This is a genomic window from Isosphaeraceae bacterium EP7, assembly GCA_038400315.1.
Taxonomy (GTDB): domain Bacteria; phylum Planctomycetota; class Planctomycetia; order Isosphaerales; family Isosphaeraceae; genus EP7.
In genome coordinates this window covers 3,043,749-3,058,922 of the sequence record CP151667.1, presented here as the reverse complement: position 1 = coordinate 3,058,922, position 15,174 = coordinate 3,043,749, and the positions used below count along the sequence as shown (strand labels likewise).

13 protein-coding genes and 1 riboswitch are annotated in these 15,174 nt (G+C 67.1%); of the genes, 5 read left to right on the top strand and 8 right to left on the bottom strand.

All coding sequences use genetic code 11. The features are described from left to right. Positions 1-156: 156 nt before the first annotated feature. On the bottom strand, positions 157-792 hold the full coding sequence (locus EP7_RS11795) for a PEP-CTERM sorting domain-containing protein (protein WP_463528049.1): 636 nt from the start codon (positions 790-792) through the stop codon (positions 157-159). 300 nt (positions 793-1,092) lie between these two features. Next, positions 1,093-2,022 carry a class I SAM-dependent methyltransferase gene (locus EP7_RS11790; RefSeq protein WP_463528048.1) on the bottom strand — a complete coding sequence of 310 codons (930 nt, stop codon included), beginning with the start codon at positions 2,020-2,022 and terminating at the stop codon, positions 1,093-1,095. A 162-nt stretch (positions 2,023-2,184) separates the two neighbouring features. Between EP7_RS11790 and ispG the strand changes: the two genes are divergently transcribed. Then, entirely contained in the window at positions 2,185-3,351 is a 1,167-nt protein-coding gene (gene ispG / locus EP7_RS11785) for a flavodoxin-dependent (E)-4-hydroxy-3-methylbut-2-enyl-diphosphate synthase (protein WP_463528047.1), read from the top strand. 71 nt (positions 3,352-3,422) lie between these two features. On the opposite strand, the gene EP7_RS11780 is transcribed toward ispG, so the two are convergent. Further along, on the bottom strand, positions 3,423-4,343 hold the full coding sequence (locus EP7_RS11780; protein ID WP_463528046.1) for a DUF4465 domain-containing protein: 921 nt from the start codon (positions 4,341-4,343) through the stop codon (positions 3,423-3,425). Between the two features lie 156 nt (positions 4,344-4,499). Further along, complete coding sequence (locus EP7_RS11775; protein ID WP_463528045.1) at positions 4,500-5,345, bottom strand: DUF4465 domain-containing protein; 846 nt, start codon at positions 5,343-5,345, stop codon at positions 4,500-4,502. Between the two features lie 341 nt (positions 5,346-5,686). Beyond that, positions 5,687-5,885: riboswitch (cobalamin riboswitch) on the bottom strand. A gap of 148 nt (positions 5,886-6,033) precedes the next feature. Between EP7_RS11775 and EP7_RS11770 the strand changes: the two genes are divergently transcribed. Continuing rightward, positions 6,034-6,516: a type VI secretion system amidase effector protein Tae4 gene (locus EP7_RS11770; RefSeq protein WP_463528044.1), complete on the top strand. Its 483-nt coding sequence runs from the start codon at positions 6,034-6,036 to the stop codon at positions 6,514-6,516. Positions 6,517-6,537: 21 nt separating this feature from the next. Here the strand turns inward: EP7_RS11770 and EP7_RS11765 are convergent, their stop codons facing one another. After that, a complete protein-coding gene (locus EP7_RS11765) occupies positions 6,538-9,090 on the bottom strand; it encodes a DUF4132 domain-containing protein (RefSeq protein WP_463528043.1) in 2,553 nt (850 codons plus the stop codon). Positions 9,091-9,100: 10 nt separating this feature from the next. After that, positions 9,101-9,505 (bottom strand): hypothetical protein, encoded by a 405-nt coding sequence (locus EP7_RS11760; RefSeq protein ID WP_463528042.1) that lies wholly within the window; start codon positions 9,503-9,505, stop codon positions 9,101-9,103. A 726-nt stretch (positions 9,506-10,231) separates the two neighbouring features. Between EP7_RS11760 and EP7_RS11755 the strand changes: the two genes are divergently transcribed. After that, positions 10,232-11,155, top strand: coding sequence for a sulfurtransferase (locus EP7_RS11755; RefSeq protein ID WP_463528041.1), 924 nt, complete (start codon positions 10,232-10,234; stop codon positions 11,153-11,155). Positions 11,156-11,292: 137 nt separating this feature from the next. Here the strand turns inward: EP7_RS11755 and EP7_RS11750 are convergent, their stop codons facing one another. Beyond that, a complete protein-coding gene (locus EP7_RS11750) occupies positions 11,293-12,759 on the bottom strand; it encodes an NAD-dependent succinate-semialdehyde dehydrogenase (protein WP_463528040.1) in 1,467 nt (488 codons plus the stop codon). A 261-nt stretch (positions 12,760-13,020) separates the two neighbouring features. On the opposite strand from EP7_RS11750, the gene EP7_RS11745 reads away from it, so the two are divergent. Then, positions 13,021-13,950, top strand: a complete 930-nt coding sequence (locus EP7_RS11745) for a hydroxypyruvate isomerase family protein (RefSeq protein WP_463528039.1) — start codon at positions 13,021-13,023, stop codon at positions 13,948-13,950. A 114-nt stretch (positions 13,951-14,064) separates the two neighbouring features. After that, a complete protein-coding gene (locus EP7_RS11740; protein WP_463528038.1) occupies positions 14,065-14,409 on the top strand; it encodes a DUF6572 domain-containing protein in 345 nt (114 codons plus the stop codon). 310 nt (positions 14,410-14,719) lie between these two features. Here the strand turns inward: EP7_RS11740 and EP7_RS11735 are convergent, their stop codons facing one another. Then, positions 14,720-15,133: a hypothetical protein gene (locus EP7_RS11735; RefSeq protein WP_463528037.1), complete on the bottom strand. Its 414-nt coding sequence runs from the start codon at positions 15,131-15,133 to the stop codon at positions 14,720-14,722. Between the last annotated feature and the right edge of the window lie 41 nt (positions 15,134-15,174).

The following is a 15,174-nucleotide window of genomic DNA, read 5'->3' as shown; positions in this document are numbered from 1 at the left end:
CGGGGGTCAGGGACCCTGGCGTCGCTCCGGAGTCAGGACTCGTCTCCTCGCCTCATCCGGGCGAAAACGGCCCGGTCAGCTTCGGGGCTGGCCCGGCGCCGGGGGCGTCCCGGGGAGGGGACGGCCGCGGCCCTCGGAGGATCGGGGCGGGGGTGTTCAGGAACTACGACGGGCGAGGAGGGCGAACGGCGCGAGCATGCCCAGGCCGAACATGACCATCGAGCCGGGCTCGGGCACGGCGGCAATCGTTCCGGAAATGGCGATCAGGCCGTTACCGGTGGCGGAGCCGGTGATCGGCGAGGAGGCCGTCGAGACGTTCCCCTGGATATTCGTGAACGTGAAGCCGGTGACCAGGTCGCTGAACGTGTTCGTGTAGAGCGCGGAGACCACGTTGTCGGTCGAGACATTGTTCAGGCTCAGCGAGCCGATGCCGCCGGAGAGGATGGCGGTGTAGGTGGCCGAGAAGAGGACGTCGCCGACGGCGATCGTCCCGCTGGCGGCGGTGGCGATGATGCTGAAGGAGCCCTTGTAGGTATCGTCGCTGACGTATTGGAGGTTGAGGCTGGTGCTGGCGCTGTAGGAGCCGCCGCCGACGGCGTCGACATACAGGCCGGGCTTGATGTCGGCACCGATGATGGAGCCGCCGACGGTGCCCAGGTTCGTGAAGGTGAACGTGGGGGTGGGGGCGAGCTGGATGAACTGGCCGACCTGATCGGCCTTGGCCGGTGCGGCGATGGCGAGGGCGACGGCGGCGACGGCGGTGATCGCCTTGAGCTTCTCTGCGATTTGCATCTGCGGTGCCTTCCTGCCGGGCGAGGAAATGGATGTGGCTCCCAGATCGGGAGTGGGAATAGGCCCCGTTCTCATCCTGAGACGTGGTCGCGCCCGGATGCCCGCCCCCTGCCCGGTACGGCGGCATCACCACGAAGACGAGATCGGGACGCCAAATTAACGAAAATAAATCCAATTGCCAAGGAATTTCGTTGAGAAAAAACAACAAAACGTTCCAATGAAATGATTCACGATCCAATGAGTGGGTGGATTTGGGTGGATTTGGGTGGATTTGTATGGCTTATGCTTCGGATTGAGTTCTCATATTGAGGCGGGGGTTTCGTCGGATCTTCGGACATTGGACCGGTGGATGGGTGTGGCGACGTAGACCTGGGCCAGGTCATCGGGGGAGTTGGGCCCGTGGTGGACGTCCAGGTCGAAGCCCGCGGCGCGCATGAGGTCGGGCAGGTCGGCGCCGAACTCGGTGAAGACGGGATAGCCGCGGTCGCCGCCGGGGTGGGCGATGAACGGTGCGAGCGGGAGGAAGGAGCCATCGGGCCCGAGCCTCGCGCGTGCGAAGGTGGAGGGGGTCGAGGGGAGCACGGGGATGGTGAAGACGTGCCGGCCCTCCGGCGTGAGGATGCGGCGGATCTCGGCCAGGGCGCGGGGGAGGTCGGGGACGTGCTCGAGGGTCTCGGAGGTGAGGACTAGGTCGAACGAGGCGTCCTGGTAGGAGAGCGCGGCCAGGTCTTCGTGGCGGACGCCGGTGGTCTGGGGCTGCCCCGGCTCGTGAAAGTCGCTGGCGACGAGGCCGGGGAGGCCCGAGAGGACCGCGTGCAGCCCGTCGATGGTGTTGATCTCGGCGATCCGGAGGCGGCGTGCCTCGGGCGAGGCAGCCCACACGGCCAGCGACGGGGCGGGCCCGGGGGGGGAGCCCGTCGGATACAACTCCAGCAGCACGCGGGCGATCCGGCGTGCGCGGAGCTTGGCGCCGCAGGCGGCGCAGTCGAGCGTTTCTTTGCGCACCAGGGCGTCGGCCAGGCCTGGGGTGAGGCCCCATCGCCGCCTGAGCTCGTCGGGGATGGCGCGCGGGCGGAGCAGCATGGGGGCCAGCCGGCCGCAGACCTCGCAGCGCTGAATCCGCCGGTGGCGGAAGGCGTCGGCGTATTCGGCCAGGCGTCGGGCGAGCTGATGGCCGCGATTCCAGATCGGCAGCAGGGCCCGTTTCAGGGGGCTGGGCAAGGTGGGCATCGTGGAGTCTGGCCGGCGCTCGGGGGCGGCCCCGCGGCTCCCCCGCGGGCGTCGCTGAACCTTGACCCCCTGACCCACGAAGGATACCATGAGCGAAGCCGAAGGCACGCGTTTACGTGGACGTAACGCGCTGTCCTTCCAACGAGATAAGATGGGACGGCCATGGCGTACTCGACGACGGTGGCTCGGCACAAGACCCGCGAAGTGGCGGTCGGCGACGTGATCGTCGGCGGCCAGCACCCGATCTGCGTGCAGTCGATGACCACGACGAACACGTTCGACGTCGCCGAGACGGTGGCCCAGATCAGGGCCCTGGAAGAGGCGGGCTGCGAGGTGGTGCGGGTGACGGTCCCCAAGAAGGAGGACGTCGAGGCCTGCGCCGCTATCCGCGACCAGATCAAGATCCCCCTGATCGCCGACATTCATTATGACTATCGGATGGCCCTGGCCTGTCTGGACGCGGTGACGCCGACCGGCAAGCGCGCGGTCGACAAGATCCGGATCAACCCCGGGAACATCGGCGGATACGAACGCTTCAAGGAAGTGGTGCGCAAGGCGCACGACCGCGGCGTGCCGATGCGGATCGGGGTCAACAGCGGCAGCCTGGAAGAAGACCTGATCGAGAAGTACGGCTTCCCCTGCCCCGAGGCGATGGTCGAGAGCGCCCTGCGCTACATCGAGATGGCCGAGGCGCTCGGCTACCACAAGATGATCGTGAGCCTGAAGGCCAGCCACGTGCCGACGGCCGTGGAATGCTACTCGCAGTATGCGACCCAGAGCGACTACCCGACCCACGTCGGCATCACCGAAGCGGGCTCGCGCGAGTACGGCACCCTGAAGAGCGCGGCGGGCATCGGCGCGATCGTGCTGCGGGGGATCGGCGACACGATCCGGGTCTCCTTGCTGGGCGACCCGGTGCCCGAGATCGCGGCGGGGTTCGACATTCTGCGCGCCTGCGACCGCCGGGTGACGCGTCCCGAGGTGGTGGCCTGCCCGACCTGCGGGCGCCTGGACATCGACCTGGAGCGGATCGTCGCCGAGGTCGAGGACAAGATGAGGCACCTGAAGAACCCGCTCCGGATCAGCATCCTGGGATGCCTGGTCAACGGCTTCGGCGAGGCCAAGGAAGCCGACATCGGGATTGCCGCGGGCGCCGGCAAGGGGATCATCTTCAAGAGGGGCGTGCCGATCCGCCACGTCCTGGAGGCGGACATGGTCCAGGCCCTCCTCGACGAGGTCGAGCGGTTCGAGGAGGACACGCCCGCCCTGAAGTCGTTCCAGGACAAGCAGGCGAAGAAGGCCGCCAACGCCCTGACCGTGCTGAGCTGATCTCAGCGGTCTCTGATGCGATCGACTGAACGCGGCCGGCGTCCGATGCGCCGGCCGCGTCCGCGCGCGGCTCAGGCCGCCTTGCGGCGCAGGGCCAGGGGGGCGATGGCCAGCCCGGCGATGGCGGACATCACCAGCGTGGCGGGCTCGGGGACGGCGACCGACGAGCGGAAGACGAGGTCGTCGAAGGCGAAATACGCGGGCGTGTTCATGCCATAGCTCCCGACATCCGACGACGAGAGATTGAACGAGACGCTGACGGCGCCGGCGAGCGCGGAGAGGTCCATGAAGCGCCAGTCGTCGACGATGTAGTCCATCGAGTTGTCGGCGAAGCGGAAGTCGGCCAGGTCGAAGTCGACGTGGGCGGCCAGGGCATTGCCGTTGGCGTCGATGCCGTAGGCGGAGAGCCTGAAGAAGTCGGCGTCGTTGCCCGAGTCTCCGCCGAACTTCTTGGCGAAGCCGTCGCCGTTGAGCATTGACTTGGCGGCATATGTCGTGTTGGTGACGTACAGGCCGGCGAGGCCCTGGCCTGCGGGGAGGCCGATGGTGGGGAGGCCGCGGAGCTGGCCGGCATTCGAGGGGTCGAATGCGGCGTTGCCCGAGCTACTGGCCGCGATGTCGCGATAACCGAAGGCGACGCCGTAGTTGTCGACCTGGCCGGGGGCGACGGGGGTGTGGCCGGTGCCGGTGACGGCGGCGAACTGGTTGGTGAAGCCGGGCGTGGTGGTGTCGTTGACGTTGGAGTAGGCGAATCCGTTCCAGCTGCCGTAGGTCGTGTCATAGGCATTGCCGAAGCTCGCGCCGCCGCTCTGGAACGAGCCGACGACCACGGGGCCGTAGGGGCCGTCGACGGTGGTGCCGCCGGGGACCGGGCCGTTGAAGGCGGAGTCGGGGGCGAGCGTCAGGTCATTGAAGTCGACGACGGAGTCTGCGGCTGCCGGGCGCACCGCGAGGGCGAGGGCGACGAGCGAGCCGAGGAGCATGCGATTCATGGGTCGATTGCCCTGGGAGCGGGGAGGAGGCCGAGTTTTCGAGACGCGCAGCGGCAACCGAGGGGGCCGCTCGCGGGGGAGCGGACCTCGTCAGTTGCATGAATCAATGTTGATTAAGCGAGGTCGGCCGTCCGTGGCCTCACCCCGCGATTCGACTCAGCGTCGGCGGGCGCCGGCGGCGGCGAGGATGAGCCCGGCGGTGGCGGACATCACGAGCGTGGCGGGCTCGGGCACGGCGACGGCCGAGCGGAAGACGAGGTTGTCGATGGCGGCGTAGGCGGGGGTGTTCATGCCGTAGGCGCCGACGTCGGAAGAGCTGAATCGGAAGGAGATGGACGAGGCGTCTGCGAGCGCGGAGAGGTCCATGAAGCGCCAGTCGTTGACGATGTAATCCTTCGAGTTGTCGACGAAACGGAAGTCGGCCAGGTAGAAGTCGACCGTGCTGGCCAGGGCGTTTCCGTTGGCGTCCTTGCCGCTGGCGGTGAGCTTGAACCAGTCGGCGTCGCTTCCCGAGATTCCGCCGAATTGCTTGGCGAAGCCGTCGCCGTTCGTCATCGACAGCGCAGCATAGGTGGTGTTGGTGACGTACAGGCCGGCGATGGACTGCCCGGGGGCCACGCCGATGCTGACGGAGGGGGTGACGACGGCGTAGTTGTCGACCAGGCCGCCCGAGGCGGGGTTGTAGCCGGTGCCGGTGACGGCGGCGAACTGGTTGGTGAAGCCGGCGGTGGTGGGGTCATTCACGTTGGAGACGGCGGTGCCGTCCCAGCCGGTGAACCCGCCGCCGTAGTTGGTGAAGGTGTGCGAGAACGAGGCCCCGCCGCTCTGGAAGTGGGTGGTCGCCGACCCGCCGACGGGGATGCTGGGGTCGTAGCCGTAGCTGGCCGAGTTGGGCGCGAGGGGCACGTCATTGAAGTCAACGACGCTATCTGCGGCCGAGCGTCCTGCGCCAAAAAGGGCCAGGCCGAGGGCGGCCAGCAGGGGCGCGAAGGGGCGATTCATCGGGAGCGGCTCCGTTTGCGGGTGGTTCGAGCGGGATGGGTTCATGCCCGGGGGTTGGGCTGCGGTGGGCGCGGGGCGCGGGGCATCCCGCGCATCGGCATGCGCCGTGCGAACGTGGGGTATTTCGACGCGATGCGCACTCCCGGCCGGGGTGCGGCGGTCGCGAGTCCGTTGCCCGTCGGGGACGGGGCTACAGGTGGGTTGGGCTGGCAACCGGGCGGACCTTTCCTGGGCGTCGGCGATTCGACGGCCCCACGGAAAGGCAAGGTCCCGCGCGTTGGGACCGCGCGTTGAGCGCGGCGCGCACGGACTTGCCCCCGGATGCTTGAGGCCGAAGCATCGCCTGGGTCTCCCATCGGGCCGTATTCTGGCTCGCGAGTCGATCGGTTCCCGGGCGCCTTCCCACGGCCAGTTGATGGCCGCAGTGGCGAATTGCCCGGGGACCTCCTCGCTTACAGCGGCGGTCCCGCGCCGGAATTTCACCGGCTTCCTGCCCGGCCTAGGATCGGTTGGCCGGGCGCCCGACGGGTGTTCAGTCACCGAGCTTAGCGGGGAGCCCCCGAGAATTCAAGGAATCGGCCCCCTGCCCTCGGAGACGCCCCGGCCATCGGGTCACGTTTGGCCTGATCGGCGGTAGAAAGCATCATGGGGCCGATGCGGCCCACCCTCCCCCCCCGGAGTCGGTTCGATGGCAATGACCTGGGCGAAGTTCTGGGCGGAATATCCCGATTACGGCACGAGCCCCGACTCGGCGGCCGTGAAAGCGGAGATCGGCGGCGAGGTCGACGCCGCCTGGATCGTGAATACCTGCGCTGTCCGTATGAGCCGCGGCCTGAACTACGGCGGAGTGCCGCTACCGTCGAAATTCGCCGGCCTGCTGACCCTCAAAGGGGCCGACGGCAAGCGCTACGCCCTGCGCGTGGCCGAGATGCGCAAGTGGCTGCCGACTTCGCTTGGCGCGGCCAGCTTCAACCTGACGAAGAAGGCGGGCGAGGCCTTCGACAAGACTCAGATCGCCGCGATGAAGGGGATCATCGCCTTCGACATCCAGTTCGCCGACGCCACCGGCCATCTCGACGCCTGGGACGGCAGCAGCTTCTCCAGCGAATACAAGAACACCAAGGACTACTGGACCCTGGCCACGCGGGTGACGCTCTGGAAGCTGGCCTGACGTCGCTCGCGCGGTGTCCGGTCAACGCCCGATCTGGCTGATGATGGTCGGATCCTGGATCTTCGTGTCGGCGGCCAGAAGCATGGCCTTGCTCAGGACGATCGAGAGGGTGGCGTCACCCTCGAACGGGAGGAAGACCCCGCCCTGCTCGATCGCATCCCCGGCGCCTCGCTTGGGGACGATGCAGAGGTACTGGTCGTTCGGCTCCATCAGGATGTTGCCGCTGCCCAGGTGGATCTTGTAGGTGCGCAGGTCGCCGCGGACGACCAGGAATTTCTCGTTGAACGAGCATCGAGGCGCGATCGCCAGGCGTGGGATCAGCCGCTCGAGCACGGCCTTGCGCGTCTGCCCGTTGGCCGAGAGGTCTCCGAAGCTGTAACTCTGCCAGTAGTTGACGTGCCGCCCCTCGGGCCCGCCGTCGGCCCAGGCCGGGTCGTTGCCAACACTTCCGACTCCGACGAACAGGTCAACGTCGCGGAGGATCTCCGAAAGGACCAGGGGCGGGACCCGGTCTAGCGGCAGTGGCTCGTCGTCGCGTCCGCCCCATCCCGGCGAGTAGCCGCCTCCGCCGGCGTGGGCGAGTCGCTGGGCGGCGTCGATCTCGTAGAAGCGGACCTGGTCGGTGGCCAGGTGCAGATAGGTGCCGGATTCGGTGGTGCTGACCCCGTATTCGTCGCCGATCCCCTCGACCCAGAACTCGGCCCGCAGGCCCCAGTCGGGCAGGTCCTTGCTGGTCGGCGGGTAGGTGTCATCGACCATCAGGCGGAGCTTGTTCCGCCAGCCGCGGGCGGCGCAGAGGGCGTTGTACTGGTGCTGCCGCAGGACGTGCGCCGCGAACCGGTTCGAGTAGACGCGCGTGTTGCGCTCGGCGTCGGTCAGGACGTAGACCTCGCGATGCGCCTGCTTGAACGGCTGGCGGACGCGATGCCGGTCGAGCCAGTCGCGCCAGGCCGTGATCTCGTCGATCGGCCGGCCGATCGGGTGCCAGAGCTCGACGGTCGCCCCCTCGCCGAACTCGGCCAGGGGGGTGTCGTCGACGCCCACGAGCCTGCCGTCGAGCCAGGCGCCGTCGGCGGCCTGTCCTTCGGCCTGGAACCGCCAGATGAGCCGGCGGGCGATGGCCCCGACGAGCGGGTGATCGAGGTAGCGGGCTCTCCAGGCCTCCAGCGGCCAGCGTTTGCGGGCCAGGAATAGGCCGTCGATGCGCTCGCGCTGGGCGGTGAGCATCTTGCCGACGTCCTTGACGGCCGCCTGCAACTCCTTCACCTCGTCGGCGTGGCCCTTCTTGGCCGCGGCCGGCACGGTCTTGATCGGCTTGCCGTCGGCGGCCTTGCTCCAGCGGAGTGCGGCGTCGGGCCCGTCGACGATCAATTCGGCCACGTACTCGCCCAGGACCTCGCGGCGGAGGCCGACCTCGTGCATGCCGTAGGCGGGCACGGCCAGCTCGTCGATCTCCTCGCGCGGCAGGCCCTCGCGGGTGGCCGCGGCGGTCAGGGCCTTCTCGATCTCCTTCTGCGCCGGGATGAACTTGACCTTCACCTTGAGCAGGGCGAGCTGCCCGACGGCATCCATGCCGGGCATCATCCCCAGCGCCCCGACCGCCGCATTGCCCAGCGAGACGAGCCTCGGCCCCTTCCCCGGGATCTTGCGATAGGCGCTCAGGACCAGCGCCGCCAGCGCCCGGGCCAGCTCGCGGTCGGCCTCCAGGCCGGCGCACACGGCCAGGCACTTGAGGAGCTCGGCATGGTGCGGCTCGATCAGGTCGTTCTCGTCCGGCATCCAATCGCTAACGCGGACCTTCGGCTGTGTCCGCGGCCTGTCGACCAGCGGTAGCCAGCGGAGCAAGTGGGCCTTGAACTCGCCGCGGCCGACGGCCTCGACCAGCGATTTCATCGCGCTCAGCCGGGCGGCCGTCATCTTGGCCCCGTCGGCCGCCTGGCAAGCGGCGAGCAGCGCCGACCAGCGCTCCCGCTGGGCCGGCTCCATCGCCTCGAGATCGCCGAGGGCCGCATCGGACCAGGCCTCGCCCGGATCGAGCGAGAACTCCACGACGGCGCCGACGAGCTTGCCGATTCGCGCGGCGGCCTTCAGATCGGACGGGGTCGGTCGCCCGTGCCGCAGCCGATGCTGGACCTTCTTCAGCCGTTCGATCGCCTCTTCGGGCAGGGCAGCGTCCTGCGCGCATCGCTCGAGGGCGGACAAGGCGAGCAGGTCGACCCCCTTATGGCGAGCGGTCAGGATGTCGATCGCCGCGGCCAGCGCCCGGAGGTCTCGGCCTTGATAGGGGAGATCGCGCTTGAGGATCTGGGACCGCAGTTTCCCCACAAGTGACCCATCAATGCTCCATGGGCTGATCCGATCCTCGGCCCACAAGGTCAACGAGGCTAGGATGATGCCGATCTGGAAGTCGGGCTCGCCCGCGAGGATCTCCGCGCCGGAGGCCAACTTGGCGGGCTTGATGAGGGCGTCCGGTCGCTCCATCGCCAGGATTTCGGCGCGGAACGTTTCCAGGGCCTGGAATTCCCGCTCCAGGTCTCGGCCGGATTCGGCGGGGATGACGTCGCGATAGAGCATGGGGATCGCGTCAGCCCCCCACCAGCAGAGTCAGCCGGAGGAAGGTCACGGCGACGCCGGGGCCGATCGCGAAGGTCTGTTCGAGCGACTCGGCCTGGCGGTCGTCGATCAGGATGAGCACCCGATTCGTTTCGAAGGCTTCCAGGGCCTTCTCGAATTGCTTGTGCCAGTCGATCGGCCGGGCCTTGGCCGTCGATCGAGGGCCGTTCAGGGCGACCTCGTAGCCTTCGGGCTGCACCAGGCCGCGGTAGGGCCCGCCGGTGCCCTGCCGGACGTTGTAGTCCTGCACTTCCTGATAGACGCGTTCGCGGATCAGCTCGCGAACGGTGATCGTCTCGCTCAGGAACTCGAGCGACCACTCATTCGTAACGCCCCCGGCCGGCGTCTCATCGCGGACAGTCAGGGTCACGGACATCGGCGGCCCCCGGGTTGCGGGACGGATCGACCGGGATCGGATCAGGCGGAATTGTGTTCATGGATCAAACTACGAGATGAGGAATGGGCGGGCCACTCTACGGTGGGCGACGATGTGATTTTGCAACCCGCAGGGTCCTGATCGGTCCGCCAAACCCCGTAGGTTTCAGGAGAACTCCAGGGACGACTGGACCCTGGTGACGCTCTGGAAGCTGGCATGACGCGGGACATCGGGGGCCGGCTGCGCAGCGCCGTGCTGTGTGGCACGCCTCCGTGGTCTCAAATTCCATTCTCTATAATTTCGATCGACATGATAAATTTCGCTTGACCGGAGCCCGCGTCGGGTCGATGATAGGCTCGAACGACGCGATGCAGGCCCGAGAAGTCCGGGCGATCGAGACGCCGTTCCATGACCGGGTGCCGACATGAGCCACGCTCATCGTTTTTGCTGTTGTTGATGCGATCCCTCCCCGGGTGAGTCGCCCGAACCGACGTTGACGTCGGGCGAAGCCCTGCCGCGACCCGTCGCCCCGACCGGTGAATCGCGGCCCAACCAAATTCCAGTTGAAGCACGATCGGCCGGGCCCTGCCCCGCCCCGAACTTGTGCCGCCACGCCTCGCGACCGGGGACATGGCAGGCCCTCGGGGCGCCGTCGCCGCGTGCGAATTCACCTGTTCAATTCCATCCATGAACGACGGGGACGATGCGTCCCCGGGAGAGAATTCGATGAGCCTCCGCACCTTCCGCAGCGGTCTGTCCGCCCTGGCCCTGGTGGCGACCTCGACGCAGGCCTTCGCGGCCGATGCACCGAAGCACGACCGGCCGCATCTGATCGGCCAGGCGAAGCTCGAGGAGAAGCTGAAGGACCCGAGCATTCGCCTGCTCGACGCCCGATCTCGGGCCGACTACGACAAGGGGCACATCCCCGGCGCCGTCTGGGTCGACTTCAAGGCCGTCTCGGCGCTCAGCAAGCCGGCGACGATCAAGGACCAGGCGGCCTGGGGCAAGGCGCTGGCGGCGCTCGGGATCAACAGCGAGACGAAGTCCATCTACATCTATGACGCCAACCGCCAGCACGACTCGTCGCGCATCTGGTGGTCGCTTTCCTATGCCGGCGTGCCCAGGGTCGGCCTGGTCAACGGCGGCTTCCCCCTCTGGGAGCGCGAGAAGCGACCGGTGAGCACTGAGCAGGCTGCCATCGACCCCTACGAACACCGGCCGAACTTCCAGGCATCGAAAATCATCGATCGGTCCGAGCTGCGTCAGGCCCTGTCGAAAGGCGAGGCCCAGCTGCTCGACTCCCGGTCTGCCGAGGAGTACCGGGGCGAGAAGAAGGCCCAGAACAGCACCGCTCCCGCGGGCCACATCCCGGGCGCGATCGACCTCGACGCCTACTCGCTGGTCGACGCCGACGGCCGGTTCCTCGACGAGGCCGGCCTGAAGGCGAAAGTCTCCGAGGCCGGCATCTCGTCCGACCGCCCGGTGATCGTCTACTCCCAGGGGGGCAATCGCTCGGCCCTGGTCTCCTTCGCGTTGGGACGCCTGAACATCCCCAGCCGTCACTACGTCCCCGGCTTCGCCGACTGGGCCAAGTCCGAGCCCGACTCCGTCGTCGCCGGCGCCGAGCCCGGCAAACTGGCCGGCAAGTAACCGCCCGGTCGCCATCGGCGATCGAGTTTGAACCGGAGGCCCCTCATCGGGCGCGGGGGTGATGAGGTCGAGGCTGACCTATCATCACCCTCGCGCCCGGGCGGGGCCTCTTCGATTTCCGACCGAGGGAGATGGACTCAGCTGGTCCGCAGGCCGGTGGAGATGAACTTGGTCTCGAGGTAGGCGTCGAGGCCCTCGATGCCCATTTCTCGGCCGACTCCCGATTCCTTCATGCCACCGAAGGGGGCCTGGGGGGTGGCCGGGACGGGGTCGTTGATGCCGATGATGCCGGCTTCCAGGCCTTCGGCCATGCGGGCGGCGACGGTCAGGTCGTTGGTGAAGACGTAGGCGGCCAGGCCGTAGGGGGTGTTGTTGGCCTGGGCGATCACGTCGTCGAGCTTGGAGAAGTCGAGGATCGGCATGACCGGGGCGAAGGGCTCCTCGGTGAGGATGCGCATCGAGGGGGTGATGCCCCTGAGGACGGTGGGCTCGAAGAAGTAGCCGCGGTCGAAGCGGTTGGAACGGGCGCCACCGGAGAGGAGGTCGGCGCCCTTGGACCGGGCGTCTTCGATGAGTCCGGCGGTCTTCTCCAGGGCGCGTGGCTCGATCATCGGGCCGACCTGGACGCCGTCTTCCAGGCCGTTGCCCAGCTTCAGCTTGCGGGTCAGCTCGACGGCGATCTCGGTGAACTCGTCGCGGATGTCCTCGTGGATGTAGAATCGCGAGGGGGCGATGCAGACCTGGCCGTTGTTGCGGAACTTGCCGAGCACGGCGGCCTGGGCGACCTGCGCGACGTCGGCGTCGGGGAAGACGATCAGGGGGGCGTGGCCGCCGAGCTCCAGGCTGAGGCGCTTGACCTGGTCGGCCGAGCGGCGGAGCAATTCCTTGCCCACGGCGGTGCTGCCGGTGAAGCTGATCTTGCGGACGGCCGTGTGCTCGAAGTAGGCGTCGGCGACCGGCTTGGCCTCGCCGATGACGAGGTTGGCCACGCCCGCGGGGACGCCCGCCTCGACCAGGCACTCGAAGAGCGCGACGAGGGTGAGCGGGGTCTGGTCGGCCGGGCGGCTGACGACGGTGCAGCCGGCCGCCATCGACGCGGCGATCTTGCGGGCGGCCAGGGTGACGGGGAAGTTCCAGGGGGTGATGGTGCCGACGACGCCCACGGGGTGGCGGATGACGGACAGGCGCTTGGCGGGGTTGGAGGTTGGGATGATCCGGCCGTAGGCGCGCTTACCCTCCTCGGCGAACCACTCGAAGGTGTCGGCGGTGTGGTTGACCTCGCCCTTGGCCTCGGGCAGGGGCTTGCCCTGCTCGGTGGTGAGGATCCGGGCAATGGCGTCGAGCCGCTGGCGGAGCAGGTCGGCGGTGGCCTTCAGGATCTTGGCGCGGTCATAGGGGGTGCGTGCACGCCAGTCGGGCAAGGCTTTGGCGGCGGCGTCGATGGCGGTCCAGGCCTCGGCCTTGCCGCCGTAGGCGACCCGGCCGACGACCGACTCGTCTGCGGGGTTGACGACGTCGAGGGTCTTGCCGTCGCGCGCGTCGCACCAGCGGCCGTCGATGTACATCTGCTTGGTCACGACGTCTGCGGCGGTGGCGGCGGGCATGGGGCGGAACTCCTGCGACGGGACGAAGGGGCTCGCGGGTGACGCGGGCCTCGCACGGCTCCACGATACCGGCGGGCCGGCGGCTCGACAACCGAACGCGCGAGCCGGCCCGATTCCGTCTCCGGGGGACTGGCGTGCGGGCCCGGTGCGGCTAGGCTATCGGGATCGGCCCGGGCGAGCGGGCGGGCGACGTGGCGTCGAGGGGTCGACGGCCCGCCCGTGAACATCACCGGCGCCAGCCAAACCGAAGGAACCTTCCCGATGAGCGAGATCAGCCCCCTGCCCCGCGACGACCGACAAGGCACAAGCCGCCGCCAGATGCTGGGGGCCGCCGCCGGGGCCACCCTGCTGGGCAGCCTGGCCACGCAGGCCGCGTCGGCCGCCGAGACCAAGAAGCCGCGCAACGGGCGCATCAAGCAATCATTGGTGCACTGGTGCTACGCCGAGACCTGGGACGTGCCGGAGATGTGCAAGGTGGCCAAGGACCTGGGCTGCGGCAGCATCGAGCTGATCGACCCCAAGTACTTCCCCGTGCTGAAAGAGCACGGCCTGACCTGCGCCATCGGCACCATCGACATGGCGCCCGAGCCCCCCTTCACCCAGGGCTTCAACAACCCGAAGCACCGCGACAAGGTCATGAAGGCGACCAAGGAAGCAATCGACGCCTGCTCGGCGTTCGGATGCAAGAACGTGATCACGTTCACCGGCATGGCCGACGGCATCTCCCGCGAGCAGGGGGCGGCCAACTGCGTCGAGGCCTACAAGGAAATCGTCCCCTACGCCGCCGCCAAGAACGTGACGCTCTGCCTTGAGATGCTCAACACCCGGGCCACCGACCACCCGATGAAGGGCCATCCCGGCTACCAGGGCAACGACACCGAATACTGCGTCGACATCATCAACCGGGTGGGCTCGCCCAACCTGAAGCTCCTGTTCGACTTCTACCACGTTCAGATCATGAACGGAGACCTGATCCGCCGCCTGCACCAGCACAAGGACGTCATCGGCCACATCCACACCGCCGGCAACCCCGGCCGCGGCGAGCTGGATGAGAAGCAGGAAATCAGCTACCCGGCCCTGATGCACGCCCTGCTGGAAATCGGCTACGACGGCTTCGTCGGCCAGGAGTTCATCCCGACCCGGAATACGCTGGCGGGCTTGGAGCAGGCGGTGACGCTTTGTGACGTCTGATTCGAGGTCGAGACGATCCCCTCGCCCCGCTGAAGTCCGGCGGGGCGAGAAGGATCATTCCACACCTGGCGACACGATTTGGGTTCTTGGCGGGTTGGAGGAATACGATAATATATGTCTCTTCAAAACCAAAACATAGTCGATGCCATTGGTGTTGAGATTAGTACTGAATCTGTAGTCCTGACTATTGCCGACTCATGGGATTGGATCGATGTGCATGCCCACCTCTCCGCATTGCAGGCCAAATTGAACTTTTACTTCGAGTTTATCGAGAGTGGCCAGATTTGGGATGTCTATCCTTCTGCCAAAGGACGTCAGCTCGTGATCGATGTTGTTGCTCGTTTTCCGATGCCAACGTCGGGCAGAAAATTGCTAGAAATAGCATCGGAAGTTGCGTCGCAATTAGAGGTGATAATTCGATTCAGTATTTATGAGATGAATCCTGGCTCGGAACTGTAGAAATTTTGTATTGGTTAAATAATTTAGATTATAAACTAATATATCGCGGCTTATTAATGTTTTTTGCGTCGGTTTCCGACTCTTCTCCGTAGTGGAAAAGGTCGCCTGTCGTTGAGGGTTTCACCTTGGCGAGCCGTTCGTTATTCAGGCCTGGGTGTATCGGATTGGCCATGAATTTGGCGAAGGCGGCACGGGCGAGAACCGGGATGGGGTCGGGGATATCCGCGAACTGAGCACGGAACTCACGGGTCCTGCGGTTCGTCAATGCCCACGCCCTCCATGGGGTCGGTCTCGCCCCGGCGATAGGTTGTCATCGCTTCCGATTCCATTCGGGACAGTTTCTCCCCGTCACCGAAGACTCGCCGGCATCCATCAAGGCGCCTCGGGCGTCGTCCGCATTGAGGCGGAGGCGGTCGAGTCCTTCGATTGTCTTTCCACTCTGGTCCTCGGCCATCTCCAGGGTGCGGGCGCAAGCGGCGAGCCAGAGACGAGAGAGGTGGGCAACCTCCTCTTCGCCTTCAGGGGTGAATGGGATCTCGTCGCGGAAGACTTGGCCGTGCCAGTGGGTGTCCCAGGCGGAGACGTGGTCGAAGAGTTCATTGCTGCGGCGGACGAACTCCTCGACGATGCTGGCTCGATCCGCCCGAGGCTCTGAGGCGAACCAGGCCGCGTCGTCGGCGTGACTTCGGATCTGACGGAGGGTGTAGGCCCGGGCGAGGGACATCATGAGGCCGCTCCTATATCGCGACGTGAAATGCCCGCGTC